This is a genomic window from Nibribacter ruber (assembly GCF_009913235.1).
GTDB lineage: Bacteria > Bacteroidota > Bacteroidia > Cytophagales > Hymenobacteraceae > Nibribacter > Nibribacter ruber.
This window is the reverse complement of the sequence record NZ_CP047897.1, coordinates 2,532,692-2,550,359: the sequence shown is the minus strand read 5'-3', so window position 1 is coordinate 2,550,359 and position 17,668 is coordinate 2,532,692. Positions and strand designations below refer to the sequence as shown.

The following is a 17,668-nucleotide window of genomic DNA, read 5'->3' as shown; positions in this document are numbered from 1 at the left end:
TCCCTTAAATCTCTTCTTCTCCTACTTCTTTAGGTATAGTCAAAACCTGGTCTTGTTGTACGGAATCAGGAAGAACGGGTGCAGCATTCACGGCACCACAATTGATATTTGTAGAAAGCGGGGTTTCTGGTTTAGGGAAAGGAGCCTTAGACACGTTCAATGATTTGTCTGCGTATACTTTTTGCATGAAGGCTCCGTAAATAGGCATGGCCAGCTTGTTTCCCTGACCATAAGCGGCACTTCTAAAGTGGATGCTTCTGTCTTCACCGCCTACCCATACACCCGCCGCCAGATCAGGGGTAATGCCCATGAACCATGCGTCTGAGTAATTAGAGGTGGTACCGGTTTTAGCACCAATCTCATTCTTAAGGTTGTTCCTGAACCGGAGACCATAATAAGCTGTACCGCCGCGGGTATCTGCTGAGCCCTGCAACATGTGCACCATCAGGTACGCCGTTTCTTCACTCAAGGCCTCTACGGTCTTAGGGGCAAACTCCTGCACCACGGTGCCGGCCTTGTCTTCAATGCGCAGAATGTACTGCGGCTGCGTCCAGACGCCTTTGTTGACAAACGTACCATAGGCGCCCACCATGTCAAACAAGGTAACGTCACTAGAGCCCAGGCCCAAAGAAGGAACCGCTTCCAGCGGAGTAGTAATACCCAATCTGCGGGCAGTGTTCACCACGGCTTCGGGACCCAGCTTCTTCATCAGGAACGTGGTGATGGAGTTGACGGAAAGTGCCAGGGCCTGGCGTAGCGTGAACTTGCGGCCGGTAAAGACGCCATCACTGTTCTTAGGCGTCCAGGGAACGCCATCTTCGTTGATGATGGTCACAGGGGCGTCTACCACTTCATAGCAAGGTGAATACCCAGCCTCAATGGCCGTTGTGTACACAAACGGTTTAAACGTAGAGCCCGGCTGGCGCGCGCCCTGCTGCACGTGGTCATATTTGAAGTATTTGTAGTTGGCACCGCCTACCCACGCCTTCACGTGTCCGTTCAATGGGTTCATGGCCATGAAACCAACATGCAGGAAGTGCTTGTAGTACCGCAAAGAGTCCATGGGACTCATGAGTGTGTCAATCTCGCCTTTCCAGGAGAAGACGCGCATGGGCACTTTCTTATTCAAGTGGTACTTGATGGAATCTTCATTGTCATCATACTGCTCCTTCAGGCTTTGATAACGGGCGGTGCGTTTAATCTGAGTAGACAAGAAGTTTTTAATCTCTTTGCCATTCTCATCTATCCAGGGGTTCTTGCCTTTCCATTGCTGGAAGAAGATCTTCTGCATGGTCTTCATGTGGTCTTCCACGGCATCCTCGGCGTGTTTCTGCATGCGCGAGTTGATGGTGGTGTAGATACGCAGACCATCTGAATACAGATCATACCCGTTCTCCTTGGCCCACTTGGTCAGGAACTTGCCCATCTCCGTCCGGAAGTACGGGGCCAGGCCTTTGTTCTGGTTCTCCACGTTGAAATCAAGCTTCAGAGGCTTGGCGATACTGGCTTGATACGTGGGCTCATCAATGTAATTGTACTTGAGCATCTGGTCTAACACCGTATTGCGTCTGCTCACAGAGCGCTCAGGATTGCCCACCGGGCTGTAAAACGAAGGTCCTTTCAAGACACCTACCAAAGTGGCGGACTCTTCTACGGTCAATTGCTCTGGCTCTTTGTTGAAGAAGGTTTTGGCGGCCACTTTCACGCCGTAGGCATTAGAGCCAAAGTCTACGGTGTTCAGGTACATTAACAGAATCTCTTTCTTGGTGTAAGAGCGCTCCAGTTTAATGGCCATGATCCACTCCTTGGTCTTGATGATAAGCATGCGCAGACCGGGCACACTGCTCAGCAAACCATCGTTTAGATCACTACGGGTCCTGAAGAGGTTACGGGCCAGCTGCTGGGTGAGCGTACTGGAACCACGGTCTTGCTTGCCAGTCAACTGATAGTAAGGCACGGCCAAGGTTCCCTTGAAGTCAATACCTGAATGCTCCTCAAACCGAATGTCTTCGGTAGCGACCAGGGCGTCTACCAAGTGCTGAGGCAGCTGCTCATACGTGACCGGGCTTCTATTCTCTCTGAAGTATTTCCCCAGCAGGACTCCGTCCTCTGAATACACCTCAGAAGCCAGTTCACTCTTGGGATTTTCCAGAGCCTTCAAGTCGGGCAGGTCACCAAACAGGTTGAGGAAGTTGATGCTTACGGCAAAAACGTACAGGACGAAGAAGATGAATCCTCCAGCAAAGCAAAGCCACAGCCCCGAAATGATTTTCCGGTACGTGCTATTAGGCGACGAGAACATACTATTGGTAATTTTTTTCAAAGAAGGCTAGGTACGCAGGTAAATCCTTGAGCTGTTGCAGTAACAGTAGGTTTTCTGCGGAGATAACAAAGGTAGCAAATTTCGGGCCTTTTACGGTAACCAGTGGTGAGTTGCGCGCTTTCTGCAACCGGGAGAATTGGTCTGAGGCTTTATAGTCTGAGAATGGCTGTACTACAATAAGGCGGGCGCTGTCTGTAAGGGCCACTACTTGCACCGTCAGGTTCTTTTTGGCATGATAGCGGGTGGCGTAGGCCTGCAGGGCAGTGACCATGGTCTTCGCTGCCAGACTGTCATTGGGATAGGCAAGCACAAACGCGTGTGGGGCAGCCAAATCAACTTTATAAGCGGGAGCCTCGGCCGCTGGTGCAACGGGTGGTGCGGCGGCAGGTAGTTCTGGTTTGGCCACCTGTTCATTCTCTAGGCGTTGTTGCACTGCCAGCAGCTCTGCAGCTCTGGCCTGGAGAGGACTGTCCTGGAATTGTTTTTGGAAGCCTTCCAGCGCAGCCTTGAAGTCTGAAGGAGAATGGGTGCGGCTGGTAATGAGTGCAGCCAGGAAAGCGACTTGGTCTGGAATGTCGTTTCCGGGGTATTTTTGAGAAATCTCGCCTAAAACGGCAGAAGCCAGCGCATATTCCTCACGGTCGTACATCTGGTAAGCGGAGTCATATAGAGCATGGGCCGCGGCATTTTCTGCGGTGAACTGGGTCAGGAAATCGGGTTGATCAATGAGGCGGCTGTATTTGGAGTTGGGGAAGCGTTCTTTCAAGGCCTGGGCGTATTGGGCAGCCTGAGTAGCCTGTTTCTGTGACTGAGCTAGCACGTACAAACTATAATAGGCCTCAGAGGCGTGGGCAGAAGCAGGGAAGCGCTGTAACAGTTGCTGGAATGTTTTGGCGGCCTGTTCCGGTTCACGTAACCGCTGCTGGTAGATGTTGCCTAGGGTGAACAAGGCTTCTTCAATCTTTTTGTCTGAGGCTTGTTTCTGTTCTAGCGTAAGAGGAATGGCCTGAGCATACGCTTCCTGCTTCTGGGCATTGGCGGCTGCCAGGGCGGTGCTGTCTACGCCCGCGCCCGCGGTGGCATCAGGGAGCTGACCGCCTGCCATGGAAAGCGCGGTGGCCCGGCGCCAGTTGTCCTGCAGCGGGCGCTCCCCCCATACACGTAAGAAGTCATTTCTGGCACTGGCCATGGCTACCGGGTTGTCAAAGTACCAGGTGCCACCCGACCCACCTGCGGGGGCAGGGCCCGCGGAAGTGAAGCTTGGTCTGTTAGTAGCGGCAGTGGTCGCCTCTGCCTTGGCTTGTTGCTCTTGTTCAATCTGCTGGGCAATGCGCTGGGTGCGTTCTGCGGCCGGTAACTGCGCCAGGGCCTGCAGACTGTCCTCGGTTCTTATAATCTCCAGCTGTTGGGTAAAGGCAGTGAGTACGGTGCGTCTGTCGGCTAGCTCGTCATATCCCAGCGTAGTGGGCGGTAATAGTTGGAGCGTGCTGTCATAGTAGGCCTGGGCCAGTTTGTACTCCTGCAAGTGCTCATAATGAATCTGCCCTGCCAATAAATAAGAGTAGGCCTTCTGGGTGCGGTTTCTGGTGGAGGCTTTGGTAGATTTGGCCAGGTATTCCAAAGCGGCCGGATACTGTTGCTGCCGTAGTTCCAGCTTTGCTAAATCATAATAGATTTTGTCCAAGTACTCTTTGTTCTTTTCATCCTTGGCTAGGTTGTTTAGAAAGCTTTCTACCTTATCCTGCTCTGTTACGTCCTTCAATTCAGTGACCTGTGCCTGGCTTAGTTTAGAATAGAAACCCAGTTCATACGGCGGGTTCTTCTTGAGCACCTTCGCGAATTGTTCATAAGCTTTGGCATCCTGGTTGGTGGCCTGGTACGCCTGACCCAGAATAAACCGCACGCGGGATTCCTCGTCGCGCGCTTCAACAAATGGCAGGGCGCGCTCCAGGTTTTCTATCATGATGGGCAGGTTGTTCTGTTCACTGGCCAGCTGGGCGCGGGTGAGCAACAACTCGCGGCCGTTGTCTTCGTTCATGCGCTCCTTCCGGAATAATTCTGACACCGAGGTGGCATTGTCATAGTCCTTGGCTCTGAGATAGGTGCGCATGAGCCACACCAGGGCGGCGTGTTTGGCGTGGCGGTCTTTGCTGGTGGTCTGCACATACCGGAAGGTCTTGATGGCTTCAGCCTCCTCTCCCTGGTAATAACGGGCTTTGCCAATGAGTACGTAGCAGTCATCTACCCACCTGGACTTGGGGTGACGGGCAATGGGGAAAGAAGCGCGCTTGATGACCTCGTCTAAATCTGGCTGAAGGGTCTTGAGCACGGTCGTGTCCAGGGGCGGCAGCACGTCCAGAATGCGGTTGTAGTCATTGACCGTGGCGGCGGCCAGTTTGGTTTCCACCTCCAGCATCTTTTCCCGGGCCAGAAAGTAGCCATTGAAGCGGGCGTTCAGGTTATGGAAGGCGCGGCTCACGGGGCCGTTCTTCTCAGCGGAGCAACCAGCCAGCAGGGCAAACAGAAGGGAATAGACAAAGAAACGTGTCAGCTTCAACGTATAGGAGAATTGGAACAACAGTAGAACTGTGCAGGGTTAGATATATTTTACCGGCAATCTGTCTTTCTAAAGGCAGAAGAACGTAAGCAGAAGCCAAGAGCCCAGGCCACTTGTTCATAAACAAACTTACGCTTTTTTGCGCTCATGCTACCCTAGTACGCAAATGCCCTGCAGATAGATAACGCGCAGACGCCAGAGATAGGTATGCCATTGTCGTTTTTGGCCTGATTTCCAGAAAATAGCCCAAAAACGGAAGATTTACAAGACCTTACCATTTAAGATGCTTTTGTACCTTTGTCCAAGCAAACACTATGGAGCCAGAAAATAAACCTACAGAGAAATCGCGTCAAGAGTCACAGGCGGCCAAGCCCTACCTTAAGTATTCTGGGCTGGCATTTCAGATGATTGGCATCATGGTGCTGGCAGCCTTGGGCGGACGCAAGTTAGATGCCCATTTTGGGAACGCTACTCCATGGTGGACGTTGGGTCTGCTTTTGGTGGCTATTGCCGCTTCTATGTATCTGGTCATCGTGTCACTGACTAAAAAAGATTAGCGTGAATTTTATTAGAGGACTGGTTTTGATTACCGGTTTGGTGGTTATGGTGGCCAGCGGTTTCATCGCTTTTGCCGGAAACGAGTACGTGCATCCCCTCATCTGGTGGATGGTGGGCTTCTTTGTCTTTGTGACTGGCTTTGCGCATTATGTGGCGCATATGGGCTTAAAGCACGATCAGGAACATTTGCACGCCTACTATTACGCGTCCATGGGCGTCCGTATGGTGTTCGTGATTATAGCAATTTTTATATATAGATATTTCAACGAGGAGCGGGTAATCCAATTCGTGTTCAACTTTTTCGTGCTTTATTTTATCTATACCGGATTTGAAATCTACTCATTGTTGAGTAACTTGCGCCAAAATTCAAAAAAGCAATTCTAGGGGAATGTGTCAACTAAGGCACGTTACTTTTAAACCGCTCTTAATGAAGAAGATATTCGTTTTTCTGCTTTCTATTCTTACTTTTTCAGCCCAGGCGGCAGAATCTACTGAAGGTGGGGAATTCAAGCCCGGCGACATGATCATGCACCACATTGGTGATGACTACACATGGCACTTCGCTGACGGTCTGGTGCTTCCATTGCCGGTCATTGTAAACGGTGAAAACGGCTGGGATGTGTTCTCTTCGTCTAACTTCTACAATGCCAACCATGAGTTGCAGCCTTACAACGGCTACGTGATGGAGCATGGGCATATTTATTATGCAGACGCCAACGGTCACCCAAGAACAGAATTGGTAAACGGCGAAGAAAAGCATGTAGGCCCTTTTGATCTTTCCATTACCAAGAACGTGGCTTCTATGTTGCTGAGTGTGTTCTTGTTGTTCTTGGTATTCATGTCCATTGCCGGTGCTTACAAAAAGAACAGAGGCAGAGCGCCAAGAGGCATTCAGTCTTTCTTTGAGCCCATCATCATCTTTGTAAGAGATGAGATTGCCAAGACTAACATTGGTCCTAAATATGAGCGCTACATGCCATATTTGCTGACGGTGTTTTTCTTTATCTGGTTCAACAACATGTTGGGCTTGTTGCCGGGTGGTGCCAACTTGACGGGTAACATTACGGTTACGTTGATCCTAGCGGTGTTTACTTTGTTGATCACGGTGTTCAGCGGTAACAAATCATACTGGGGTCACATCTTCAACACTCCGGGCGTTCCGTGGTGGTTGAAGTGGGGTATTCCCATCATGCCATTGGTAGAGGTGATTGGTATCTTTACCAAACCTTTCTCTTTGATGGTTCGACTTTTTGCCAACATCACGGCTGGTCACATCATCATCCTCTCTTTGTTTAGCTTGATCTTTATCTTCCAATCAGTGGCCATTGGCCCGGTGAGTGTAGCTTTTGCTACCTTCATGAACTTTTTGGAGTTGTTTGTGGCTTTACTGCAAGCGTACATTTTCACGTTGCTGTCTGCCATGTACTTTGGCGGTGCGGTAGAAGAGCATGACGGTCATGATGACATGGGCCACGGCGATGCTCCTTATACAGTAGACGCACATCATTAATCTGAATTTCTTTTTTAACTATATATACCTACAATTATGTTAGCATTATTGCTTCAAGCTTTGTCAGAAGGCGCAGGTTTCGCAATCATGGGTGCCGGTATCGGTGCTGGTTTAGTTGCTCTTGGCGCTGGTCTTGGTATCGGTAGAATCGGTGGTTCAGCCATGGAGTCTATTGCAAGACAACCAGAGGCCGGTGGTAAGATCCAGACTGCAATGATTATTGCTTCTGCTCTTATTGAAGGTGTTGCCCTTTTCGGGGTGGTTGTTTGCCTTCTGATCTCTTTCATCAAGTAAGATGATTTCTATCCTTCACCCGTCCTGACGATTGGTCTTGACGGGTGAAGTGATAAAAGAGCGTTAGTAGAGTATATACGTTATTAGAGGTTATTGCCCTCCAAGACTTTAAATAGAAAGAAATGAATCCATTAGTAACTCCAAATCTAGGGCTACTTATCTGGCAAGCAATCACCTTCCTGATTGTGTTGTTCTTGTTGTCTAAGTTTGCCTGGAAGCCGATCATGGCCGCCCTGCGCGAACGTGAGCAGTCTATTGACAGCGCCTTGCAGATGGCTGAAAAAGCCAAGCTAGAGATGCAGTCTTTGAAAGCTGACAACGAGCGTCTTTTGAATGAGGCCCGTGTTGAGCGTGAGCGCATCTTGAAAGAAGCTACTGAAACGGCTAACTCATTAGTTGAAGGAGCCCGTGCCAAGGCAAACGAAGAAGGACAGCGCATGATTGAAAACGCCCGTGAGGCCATTGGTCATGAGAAACAGGCGGCTTTGACCGAGGTGAAAAACCTGGCGGCTACCTTGTCTATCAACATTGCTGAGAAACTGTTGAACCGCGAGTTACAAGACGAGCAGGCGCAACGTGCTCTGGTGCAAAGCTACCTGCAGGACGCCAACTTAAGCTAAGACCGGTAAAGGCGAGCCGCTTCCCGCCCATTGAACAGGAAGCCTGAACCTTAAACCACGCTAGAGAGATGTCAGACGTTAGAGTTGCCTCCAGATACGCCAAGTCACTGTTGGAGCTAGCCAATGAAAGAGGCCAGCTTGAGCAGGTGTACGCAGACATGCTTTTATTTACAAAAGCCGTCACTGAAACCCGCGACTTGCACCTGGTGTTGCAAAACCCAATAGTAAAACACGATAAGAAACTTGCCATCCTTACCTCTATTTTCTCAGGTAAAGTAACCGAGTTGACCCTTGCCTTCTTCAAGATCTTAACCCAGAAAAACCGGGAGACTATCTTAGAGACTGTGGCCACAGAGTTTGTGACCCAGTACAATGAAATCAAAGGCATTCAAAAAGCTACGGTGACCACTGCCGTGCCATTGACTGATGAGCTGCGCGCCACTTTCCAGAACATGGTAAGAGAGCGCTCTGGCAAGACAGTAGATTTGAAAGAAGTGGTGAACCCTGCCGTAGTAGGTGGGTACGTATTGCGCATTGGTGACGAGCAGATTGATAACACAGTCCGCGCCAAGGTGCAGAAGTTGAAAAATAAGTTTAAAGAAAATCCATACATTACTAAACTATAATCATGGCAGAAGTTAGACCTGATGAAGTATCAGCGATATTAAGAGAACAACTGTCAAACTTCAGAACAGAGGCTGAACTAGAAGAAGTTGGTACTGTTTTGCAAGTTGGTGACGGTGTTGCTCGTATCTACGGCTTATCCAAGGCACAATCTGGTGAGTTGTTAGAATTCGAAAACGGTCTGCAGGCCCTTGTTCTTAACCTAGAGGAAGACAACGTGGGTGCGGTATTGTTGGGTGACTACAGCAACGTTAAAGAAGGCGATACTGTAAAGAAAACAAATAAAATCGCCTCTGTAAAAGTAGGTGATGGCATGGTAGGCCGTGTGGTAAACACGCTTGGTCATCCAATTGATGGAAAAGGTCCATTGGTAGGTGAGCTATACGAAATGCCAATTGAAAGAAAAGCACCAGGTGTTATTTACCGCCAACCGGTAACTGAGCCTATGCAAACCGGTATCAAAGCCATTGACTCCATGATTCCGATTGGCCGTGGCCAGCGTGAGTTGATCATTGGTGACCGTCAGACAGGTAAGACTGCCGTGGCCATTGATACTATCATTAACCAGGGTGAGTTCTTTGACAGAGGTGAGCCTGTTTTCTGTATCTATGTAGCCGTTGGCCAGAAGGCTTCTACGGTTGCCCAGATTGTGAACGCTCTACAAGCTGGTGGCGCCATGCGTTACACCGTAGTAGTTGCTGCTCCTGCCGCTGACCCAGCTCCATTGCAATTCTACGCACCATTTACTGGTGCTGCTATTGGTGAGTTCTTCCGTGATACCGGTCGTCCTGCCTTGGTAGTTTATGATGACCTGTCTAAGCAAGCAGTTGCGTACCGTGAAGTGTCTCTGTTGCTTCGTCGTCCTCCAGGACGTGAGGCTTATCCAGGTGACGTATTCTACCTTCACTCTCGTCTATTAGAGCGTGCGGCTAAGATCAACGCGTCTGACTCTATTGCCCAAGACATGAACGACTTGCCAGAGTCTATTAAGCACTTGGTGAAAGGTGGTGGATCATTGACCGCTCTTCCAATCATTGAGACTCAGGCTGGTGACGTTTCTGCGTATATCCCAACCAACGTGATCTCTATCACAGACGGTCAGATCTTCTTGGAGACTAACTTGTTCAACTCTGGTATCCGTCCAGCTATCAACGTTGGTATCTCGGTATCACGCGTAGGTGGTAACGCCCAGATCAAGTCCATGAAGAAAGTGGCTGGTACCTTGAAACTAGACCAGGCGCAGTTCCGTGAATTGGAGGCTTTCGCTAAGTTTGGTTCTGACCTGGATGCCGCTACTAAGTTGACCATTGAGCGTGGCCGTAGAAACTTAGAAGTATTGAAGCAACCACAGTTCGCTCCAGTATCTGTAGAAGACCAGGTGGCTATGATCTACTGCTGTACCAACGGTCTGATTGATGATGTGCCAGTGAATGAGGTTCGTGCGTTTGAGAAAGAGTTCTTGATGACCATGAACGCCCAGCACCGTCCGGTATTGGATGCTTTGAAAGCTGGTAAGATTGATGACAACGTGACCAATGAGCTGAAGCAAGTAGCTCGTGACATCACCGCCAGATATCGTAACTAATTAACTCAACAGAAGAAGAGCTTTGCCCACCCGGCAGGCTCTTCTTTCTCTGTTCATATTTGACTAACTATTAATGGCTAGTTTAAAAGAAGTACGCAATAGAATTGTTTCCATTGGGTCTACGCAACAAATCACCAAAGCCATGAAAATGGTGGCGGCGGCCAAGTTGAGAAGAGCACAGGACAACATTATCCGTATGCGTCCCTATGCACAACGCTTGAACAGTATTTTGTCTAACGTCTCTACGGTAAACGCAGAGTCAGACACCAATATCTATTCACAGAAGCGTGACGTGCAGCGTGTTTTGATCATTGTGGTGACCTCTGACCGCGGCTTGTGCGGTGCTTTCAACTCTAACGTGATGAAAGCGGCTAACCTTTTGATTAAAGAAAAATACAGCGCACAAGAGGCTGCCGGCAACGTAGAGATTATGGCCATTGGTAAAAAAGGACATGAGTTCTTTACCAAGCGTAACTACACACTAGCCGGTGACTACACCACGGTCTTCAACAACCTGTCTTTTGAGCGCGTACGCGTTGCCGCTGAACAGGCCATGGAAGGCTTCATCTTGGGCCAGTATGACCGCATTGATCTTGTGTACAATGAGTTCAAGAACGTGGCTACCCAGATTGTGCGCACAGAGCAGTTCCTGCCAATCCCTGAGAAGACCGAAGAAGAGACGGCCAACAACGCCAACTCTGACTATATCTTTGAGCCTTCAAAAGAAGAGATTGTGGAGCAGTTGATTCCTAAGTCTTTGAAGATTCAAATCTACAAAGCGGTGTTGGAGTCTAATGCCTCTGAGCACGGTGCCCGTATGACGGCCATGGACAAAGCCACGGAAAATGCCGGTGAGCTTTTGAAACAATTGAAACTGACCTACAACCGAACGCGTCAAGCGGCCATTACCACCGAAATCCTGGAGATTGTGGGTGGTGCAGAGGCGCTCGCGGCCAGTAGATAAACCAATTTCACCCTTATTTGCGGCGCCCATCCATACAGATGGGCGTTTCGCATTTTAGAGCGGTGCCTGTTACCACAAGGTTATCATTTGTAAAACGTTGAGCCTAACCGCGCAAGAAGTGCAGTGCGCTGGTATCTTTGCTTCGTTTTTCACCTGTTTTCTGGGAAATAGCCCAAAAACGAACAAACCTCCACTTTTATGGAAAGAAGATTTTTCAACTTCCCCCTGATTCTTCTCTTCTTACTGTTGTCTTTCTCAACCGAGGCACAGAAAAGAAACCGCTCTCGCAAGGACCAATCAAGCCAGCCCAAGCTGGTGGTAGGCATTGTGGTGGACCAGATGCGCTATGACTACCTGTACCGCTACTGGGACAAATACTCTAATGACGGGTTCAAGCGGCTGTTGCGCGAAGGGTTCAACTTTAAGAACAACCACTACAACTACGTACCTACTTACACGGGGCCGGGGCACGCGTCTATCTACACAGGCACCACCCCAGCCATGCACGGCATTGTAGGCAATGACTGGTACAACAGAACCACCGGCAAAAACATCTACTGCGCCGAAGACAAGACGGTTCAGTCAGTGGGTAGTACGTCTACCGCAGGACAAATGTCGCCGGTTAACATGATCTCCACCACCATCACAGATGAGCTCAAACTGGCCACCAACCAAAAGAGCAAGGTGATTGGTGTCAGCCTGAAGGACCGCGGCTCTATTTTACCGGCCGGGCACGCTGCCAATGCCGCTTATTGGTTTGACGGGAGCAACGGCAACATGATTACCAGCACCTACTACATGCAGGAGCTTCCGGCATGGGTGCAGGCGTTCAACAACCGGAAACTAGCCGACCAGTACCTGAGCCAGCCTTGGAATACGCTGTTGCCTATTGAACAATACACTGAGAGCACCGCCGATGACCAGCCGTTTGAAGGCTTGTTCGCAGGAGAGAAGAAACCAGTATTCCCGCACAATCTGCCCGAATTGCGCGGCAAGACCTTTGACATGCTACGCGCGGTTCCCTTCGGGAATACCTATACCAAGGAGTTCGCCATAGAAGCCATCAAGGCAGAGAACATGGGCAAAGGGCAAGTGACAGACTTTCTGGCCCTGAGCTTTTCCAGCCCAGACTATGTGGGTCACCAATACGGTCCCAATTCCATTGAGGTAGAAGACAACTACCTGCGTCTGGACAAGGACTTGGCAGATTTCCTCAAATTCCTGGACGGGTATTTGGGCAAGGAGAACGTGCTCATTTTCTTGACGGCAGACCATGGTGCGGCGCACAATCCCAACTATCTCAAAAGCCTGCGCATTCCGGCGGGTACCACCGCTGGCGGCATGATGGTAGATTCCCTCAAGAAGCACCTGAACCAGAAGTTTGGGACCGCAGACTGGGTCTCTAGTTTCATGAACCAGCAGGTGTACCTGAACCACGCCGTCATTGAAAGCAAGAAGGCAGACTTGGTGGCCATTCAAGAAGAAACTGCTCGGTTTGTGCAGCGTTTTCCAGGTGTTTTACGTTCAATCACCGCTGACGCCCTCATGCGCTCTCATTGGGAGGGCGGCGTAGGCATGCTGGTAGAGAACGGTTACATGCCGTACCGCTCCGGAGACGTGATGATCACGCTTCAGCCGGGTTGGTATGAGGGCTACGGCCGCGGCGAGCCGAAGGGCACCACGCACGGCAGTCCCTGGGGTTATGACACGCACGTTCCTTTGCTCTGGTACGGTTGGCAGATACCGGCGGGAGAAAGCTCTCAGCGCAGCCACATCACAGATATCGCCCCAAGTTTGGCTCATTGGTTGAACATTCAGGAGCCCAACGGCACCACCGGCAAAGCCTTACAGCAATACATGCAGAAATAATTTGTTTCTGCCGATGACGATTAAAATAGCTTAGAATTTAAAGTACGTATGTTAGAAACTTCTAAAACCGCCAGCAACCCTTGGCATGATGTAGAATACGGCGATCAAGCGCCAGCCATAGTAACCGGTATCATTGAAATCCCGAAGGGATCCAAAGCAAAATACGAGTTAGACAAAGAAAGCGGCCTGTTGAAACTGGACCGCGTGTTGTTCTCAGCGGTACATTACCCCGCCAACTACGGTTTCATCCCGCAGACCTACTGTGACGACAAAGACCCTCTGGACATTCTGGTGCTTTGCTCCATTGACGTGGTTCCTATGTGTATGATTGATGCCAAAGTGATTGGCGTGATGCAGATGATTGACAACGACGAGGAAGATGACAAGATCATCGCCGTGGCTGCCAATGACATGTCTGTGAAGCACATCAACGACATCTCTGAGTTACCGCCGCACACCTTGCTGGAGATCCAGCGTTTCTTTGAAGACTACAAGAAGCTGGAGAACAAACAAGTGGTGGTGGAGAACTTCCTGGGCCGTGAGGATGCCTACCGTATCATTGAAGACAGCATCAAGCTCTATGATGAGACGTTCCGTAACAACGGCTAATTGCTCAAGAACCTGAAAAGCGCCGCTCCCCGTCACGGGAGCGGCGCTTTCGTATTTAGGCTGTTTTCAGAAAAAGTGACCAAAAACAGGAGAGATTGAAGAACAAGTTATCAGGTTTCTTACCAGCAACGTATCTTGCTGAACAAAGGCGGCATCGTCTTGTCCATACCCATGCGCTTACTTCAGAAACTCCTGGATTTTATCTTGTTCAGCAACCTGTTCATTGCCGTTTGCGCAGCAGCGTTGGTATGGGAGACCTATATGCTCAGCGGTATGCCCATCTCCCTCAGGCTGGGCGTGATGGCCTTCTTTGCCACGCTTTTTGTGTACAACGCAGACAGCCTGCTGCCCTATAAATTCAACCAGGACGTGCCACTTACGCCCCGCATGGCCTGGGTGCAACAGAACAAGCTGGTCTTAATGGCCATGGCTGCCATCAGCGTCCTATGCGTGTTTGCGCTCTACTGGACGGCTGCCTTTGAGCTGAGCTTCTGGTTCATGCTGCACCTGATGGTGGTAGCGGGGCTGTACTCCATACCCGTGCTGCCAGACCGCGAGGGGTATATTCCGCTGCGCGATGTTCCTTTTCTCAAAGTGTTTCTCATTGCCTATGTCTGGTCTGCCATTACCGTGCAGCTACCCCAGATGGAAGCCGGCCGTGACCTTTTTGCCACAGACAGCCTGATTCTGTTTGTGCGTAGGTTCCTGTTCATCTTCGCGCTCACGCTGGTCTTTGACATCCGGGACATCAACAAAGATAAGCTCACAGAGACCGTCACGTTCCCGGGCAAATGGGGAATCAAGCGCACCAAGCAACTAGCCATGCTCTCGCTGTTGTTTTTTGCCATCCTGCTCCCCGCCAGCATCAATTGGCAGGTGCGGCTGGCGCTGGGACTTTCAGCCGGAGGAGCCGCCTGGGTGGTGTGGCAGGCCCGCGAAGGCAGGTCGTATTACTATTACCTCATCTTGGCAGACGGCATGATGCTCCTGCAGTTTCTGTTGGTCTGGCTCTTTATCTGATGATCTGCCAAAGCCTCGTTTTTGGCCTGATTTCCGGAAAACAAGCCAAAAACGTCTTCTCTATTTAACTAGCCTCCAAAGCTAGAAATGCCTTTCCCAGATAAGTAGTTAGGTCTGAAGCAATCAATGAAGCCTGTCCCATTTCCTTCGCGGCCAGGTCTCCGGCCAAGCCATGCAGATACACGCCCAATAAGCATGTCTCTAAGGCACTATGTCCCTGCGCCCGCAACGCGGTCAAGATGCCCGTTAAGACGTCTCCTGAGCCGCCGGTGGCCATGCCCGGATTGCCGGTGGTGTTGAAGTAGAAATCGCCGGTAGGAGTGCCAACGCAGCTGTGCGCCCCCTTCAAAACCACATAGCACCTGTGTTCCTGGCAAAAGCTTTGTAGCAGCTGCAGCCGGTGAAAATCATCTGTGGCAGGACCGGCCAAGCGTTCAAACTCCTTCAGGTGGGGCGTGAGAATGGTGTCCTGGGGGAGGGTTCTGAGCAAGGTTCGGTCAGCGGCCAGAAGGTTGAGGGCATCTGCGTCCAGGACCAAAGGCGGCAAATGCTGCCGGAATAAGTTTTCAAGCGCCAGCCGGGTGTCTTCGGCCTGGCCCAGGCCCGGTCCTATGCCTATACACTCATACGTCTCTGGCTGACCCATGAACCGGGTAAAGTGCAGCTCATGCGCATCTGTTAGGGCCATGGCCTCTGGCACGGCGGTCTGTACAATAGAATAACCCACCTGCGGAATTTGCACCGTCAACAAACCTATTCCCGCGCGCAAGGCAGCTTTGGCCGCTAAAACCAAGGCACCCATCTTTCCATAGCTTCCGCCAATCAGCAGCGCGTGCCCGTATGTGCCTTTGTGCGCATATTTCTGCCGGGCCTTGAGCAGGCTTTTCACGTAAGCATTTGTAAGCAGTTGATACGGCGTGGCCACCTGTTGCAGGAACTCTGGGTGCAGCCCGATGGGGACTGCGTGCCATTCGCCTACCCACGCCCCTGATTTAGGCAGAAGAAAGGCCAGCTTAGGGCGTTCAAAGGTGACCGTATAGGTAGCCTGCACAACAACCGCGTCTTCTGGCGTGGGCGCATCTGTGAAGAGTCCCGAGGGTACATCTACCGCCACCACGGTGACACCTGCCTGATTAATCTCCTCCGCTACCTGCGCATACACGCCTTGCAAAGGCCGGGACAGCCCAGACCCGAAGAGCGCGTCTACGACAATGGCGCCAAACTCCATCTCAGGAAAGCCAAAGCCGGCCTGAAGCGTATGGGTAGAAATCTCTGAAGGAAGCCGCTGAAGGTTCTGTGTAAAGTCTTGAGATTTGCACTGGCCAGCTTCCTCCACCAAAAACACCTGCACCTCATACCCCGCCTGAAAGAGAAGCCTAGCCGCCGCCAGGCCGTCGCCGCCGTTGTTGCCGGGACCGCAGAAGAAGACAAACGGCACCTGGGCAGAATACCGTTGCCTGAGCCACGCCACCAATGCCGCCGCTGCCCGTTCCATCAAGTCCAGAGAAGAAACTGGCTCTTGTTGAATGGTATAGGCATCTGCTTCTCTGGTCTGGGCGGCGGTAAGGATTTTCATAGAGAATTGGTGGATTGTTAGTTGCTGGCTGTTCATTACCAATTACCGTGGCAATGGTATCAACGGCTAGTTACGCATTGTACGTGTACTTGCCAGCGAGGTGTTGAGGCTGCCGTGGAAGGTGAGAATGGTGTATGTGTATTGGTCAGTCTGGTTTGCGTGTTCAATCACAGACATAAGCCGATCTATCAAGGAACGTTGGCATTCTGCCTGCCTGTTTGCCGCCTGCCTTTCCACTTGTTGTTAGTGTCCAGCTGTTGTTGTGTTATCCCCAGCAACTACCTTGCTTTCATGAAGGAGAAAGAGTGCTGTATCAGGATGTAAAACCAGTATTCGTTTACAATCTCTAACCGAATAACCAGCCATCGCTTGAAAACAAAAAATCCGTTTTTGGGCTGTTTCCATCAAAACAGCCCAAAAACGGATTTTTACCTTCTGCCAACGTCTCCTTCAACCATCAGCAACTAACCATCAGCCATCAGCAATCAATTAAAATTTCACCGCCAGTCCCATGCCCAGTTGGCCGTTGGGCAAAATGGTAGGCGCCATGCGGGCGTTCAGGCCTTTGTTGCGGGCAAACTTGTCATGCAGCCAGTACACGGTATTTACAGATAAGATTCCAATGCCGGCGCCGGCCAGTACATCAGACATCCAGTGCTCATTGTTTAAGACCCGCATCACGCCCGTGGCGCTGGCAATGGTGTAGGCGCCCACGCTGATCCAGGGGCTTTTGTCTCTGAACTCCTTGTCTGCGATGGTGGCAATGGTAAACGCGTAGGCCGTATGCCCAGAGGGAAATGCTCTGGGAAGACCGTTGGGCCGCTCCTGCCCCGACAGTATTTTGGTAGGGTAGATGATGGCCGTGGCCAAGGCGCCAGATGCCAGAAGCAGGCCCGTCTGTCGGCGGATGTCATGCTTGTTCTGGGAAGAAAATAAGTTGAAGCCGTACAAGCCCACCATCGGCACGAAGAAAATGTAGTCGTCTATCTTGGTGCTGAAGTGCGGAAACTCTGTACGGGCGTCCTGCTTGGCGTCATAGCTGCTGTAAAAGCCGTTGTCTTTGATGGTATAGATGCCGGCGGCTATTAAAACAGCTGAGGGCAACACCGCATTTTTCAAGAACTGCCTGTTGCTTTGTTTGTGCTGGGCCTTCAGGATGGAGTCTGCCTGGGCGGCGGGTAGTCTTTCTGCGACGGACGCAATAACTTCTACTACCTCTGGTGTGGTTTGGGCCTGTACTCCTCCTAGCAGAGAAAGCCACACCAAGGGCACCGCAACATACTTTCTAAGATTCAAACGGTTAAAATTTGGGTGAAATAGGGACATAACGCAAAAGCCACCATGAGAATTCACAAAAGTAAACTCAATTTTGTTTTAGCGGGGTGCAAGTTACTGAATCAGAATGGACTAGAATCGTTTTTGGCCTGTTTCTTAGAAAATAGAAGGAAAACAGAAAGCATTCTTTACATCGTCACAAATAGACAGGTGATTTTCAATTGGACTATGCTATCTAACGGGTAAGACTGAAGGCTGAAGTATAGATAATGTTGTAACAAGCG

At 50.6% G+C, this 17,668-nt stretch carries 15 protein-coding genes; 11 read left to right on the top strand and 4 right to left on the bottom strand.

The window, feature by feature from the left end:
- Positions 1-4: 4 nt before the first annotated feature.
- Both GU926_RS10710 and porW read right to left on the bottom strand, forming a co-directional pair.
- Entirely contained in the window at positions 5-2,323 is a 2,319-nt protein-coding gene (locus tag GU926_RS10710) for a penicillin-binding protein 1A (protein ID WP_232058294.1), read from the bottom strand.
- Positions 2,304-4,880: a type IX secretion system periplasmic lipoprotein PorW/SprE gene (gene porW, locus GU926_RS10705; RefSeq protein ID WP_160691680.1), complete on the bottom strand. Its 2,577-nt coding sequence runs from the start codon at positions 4,878-4,880 to the stop codon at positions 2,304-2,306. The genes GU926_RS10710 and porW overlap by 20 nt, the downstream gene beginning before the upstream one ends.
- 314 nt (positions 4,881-5,194) lie before the next feature.
- Here porW and GU926_RS10700 point away from each other — a divergent pair, with 314 nt between their 5' ends.
- The 11 genes from GU926_RS10700 (at position 5,195) to GU926_RS10650 (ending at position 14,533) form a co-directional block, all read left to right on the top strand.
- Positions 5,195-5,437, top strand: coding sequence for an AtpZ/AtpI family protein (locus tag GU926_RS10700; protein ID WP_160691678.1), 243 nt, complete (start codon positions 5,195-5,197; stop codon positions 5,435-5,437).
- Between the two features lies 1 nt (position 5,438).
- Complete coding sequence (locus GU926_RS10695; protein WP_160691676.1) at positions 5,439-5,822, top strand: hypothetical protein; 384 nt, start codon at positions 5,439-5,441, stop codon at positions 5,820-5,822.
- A 43-nt stretch (positions 5,823-5,865) separates the two neighbouring features.
- Positions 5,866-6,948: a F0F1 ATP synthase subunit A gene (gene atpB, locus GU926_RS10690; protein ID WP_160691674.1), complete on the top strand. Its 1,083-nt coding sequence runs from the start codon at positions 5,866-5,868 to the stop codon at positions 6,946-6,948.
- Between the two features lie 36 nt (positions 6,949-6,984).
- A complete protein-coding gene (atpE, locus tag GU926_RS10685; RefSeq protein ID WP_066506565.1) occupies positions 6,985-7,242 on the top strand; it encodes an ATP synthase F0 subunit C in 258 nt (85 codons plus the stop codon).
- Positions 7,243-7,364: 122 nt separating this feature from the next.
- The gene (locus GU926_RS10680; protein ID WP_160691672.1) at positions 7,365-7,862 is read left to right on the top strand and encodes a F0F1 ATP synthase subunit B; all 498 of its coding nucleotides are present in this window, start codon (positions 7,365-7,367) and stop codon (positions 7,860-7,862) included.
- A 68-nt stretch (positions 7,863-7,930) separates the two neighbouring features.
- Positions 7,931-8,488 (top strand): ATP synthase F1 subunit delta, encoded by a 558-nt coding sequence (gene atpH, locus GU926_RS10675; protein WP_160691670.1) that lies wholly within the window; start codon positions 7,931-7,933, stop codon positions 8,486-8,488.
- 2 nt (positions 8,489-8,490) lie between these two features.
- Positions 8,491-10,071 (top strand): F0F1 ATP synthase subunit alpha, encoded by a 1,581-nt coding sequence (gene atpA, locus GU926_RS10670; protein WP_160691668.1) that lies wholly within the window; start codon positions 8,491-8,493, stop codon positions 10,069-10,071.
- Between the two features lie 73 nt (positions 10,072-10,144).
- Positions 10,145-11,035, top strand: coding sequence for an ATP synthase F1 subunit gamma (gene atpG, locus GU926_RS10665; protein WP_160691666.1), 891 nt, complete (start codon positions 10,145-10,147; stop codon positions 11,033-11,035).
- Positions 11,036-11,233: 198 nt separating this feature from the next.
- Positions 11,234-12,904, top strand: a complete 1,671-nt coding sequence (gene pafA / locus GU926_RS10660) for an alkaline phosphatase PafA (protein WP_160691664.1) — start codon at positions 11,234-11,236, stop codon at positions 12,902-12,904.
- A 48-nt stretch (positions 12,905-12,952) separates the two neighbouring features.
- Positions 12,953-13,513: an inorganic diphosphatase gene (locus GU926_RS10655; protein WP_160691662.1), complete on the top strand. Its 561-nt coding sequence runs from the start codon at positions 12,953-12,955 to the stop codon at positions 13,511-13,513.
- A 171-nt stretch (positions 13,514-13,684) separates the two neighbouring features.
- Entirely contained in the window at positions 13,685-14,533 is an 849-nt protein-coding gene (locus GU926_RS10650) for a UbiA prenyltransferase family protein (RefSeq protein ID WP_160691660.1), read from the top strand.
- Between the two features lie 64 nt (positions 14,534-14,597).
- Here the strand turns inward: GU926_RS10650 and GU926_RS10645 are convergent, their stop codons facing one another.
- Together GU926_RS10645 and GU926_RS10640 are read right to left on the bottom strand one after the other, a co-directional pair.
- Positions 14,598-16,109, bottom strand: coding sequence for an NAD(P)H-hydrate dehydratase (locus GU926_RS10645; protein ID WP_160691658.1), 1,512 nt, complete (start codon positions 16,107-16,109; stop codon positions 14,598-14,600).
- A 489-nt stretch (positions 16,110-16,598) separates the two neighbouring features.
- Positions 16,599-17,405: a phosphatase PAP2 family protein gene (locus GU926_RS10640; protein ID WP_232058293.1), complete on the bottom strand. Its 807-nt coding sequence runs from the start codon at positions 17,403-17,405 to the stop codon at positions 16,599-16,601.
- Between the last annotated feature and the right edge of the window lie 263 nt (positions 17,406-17,668).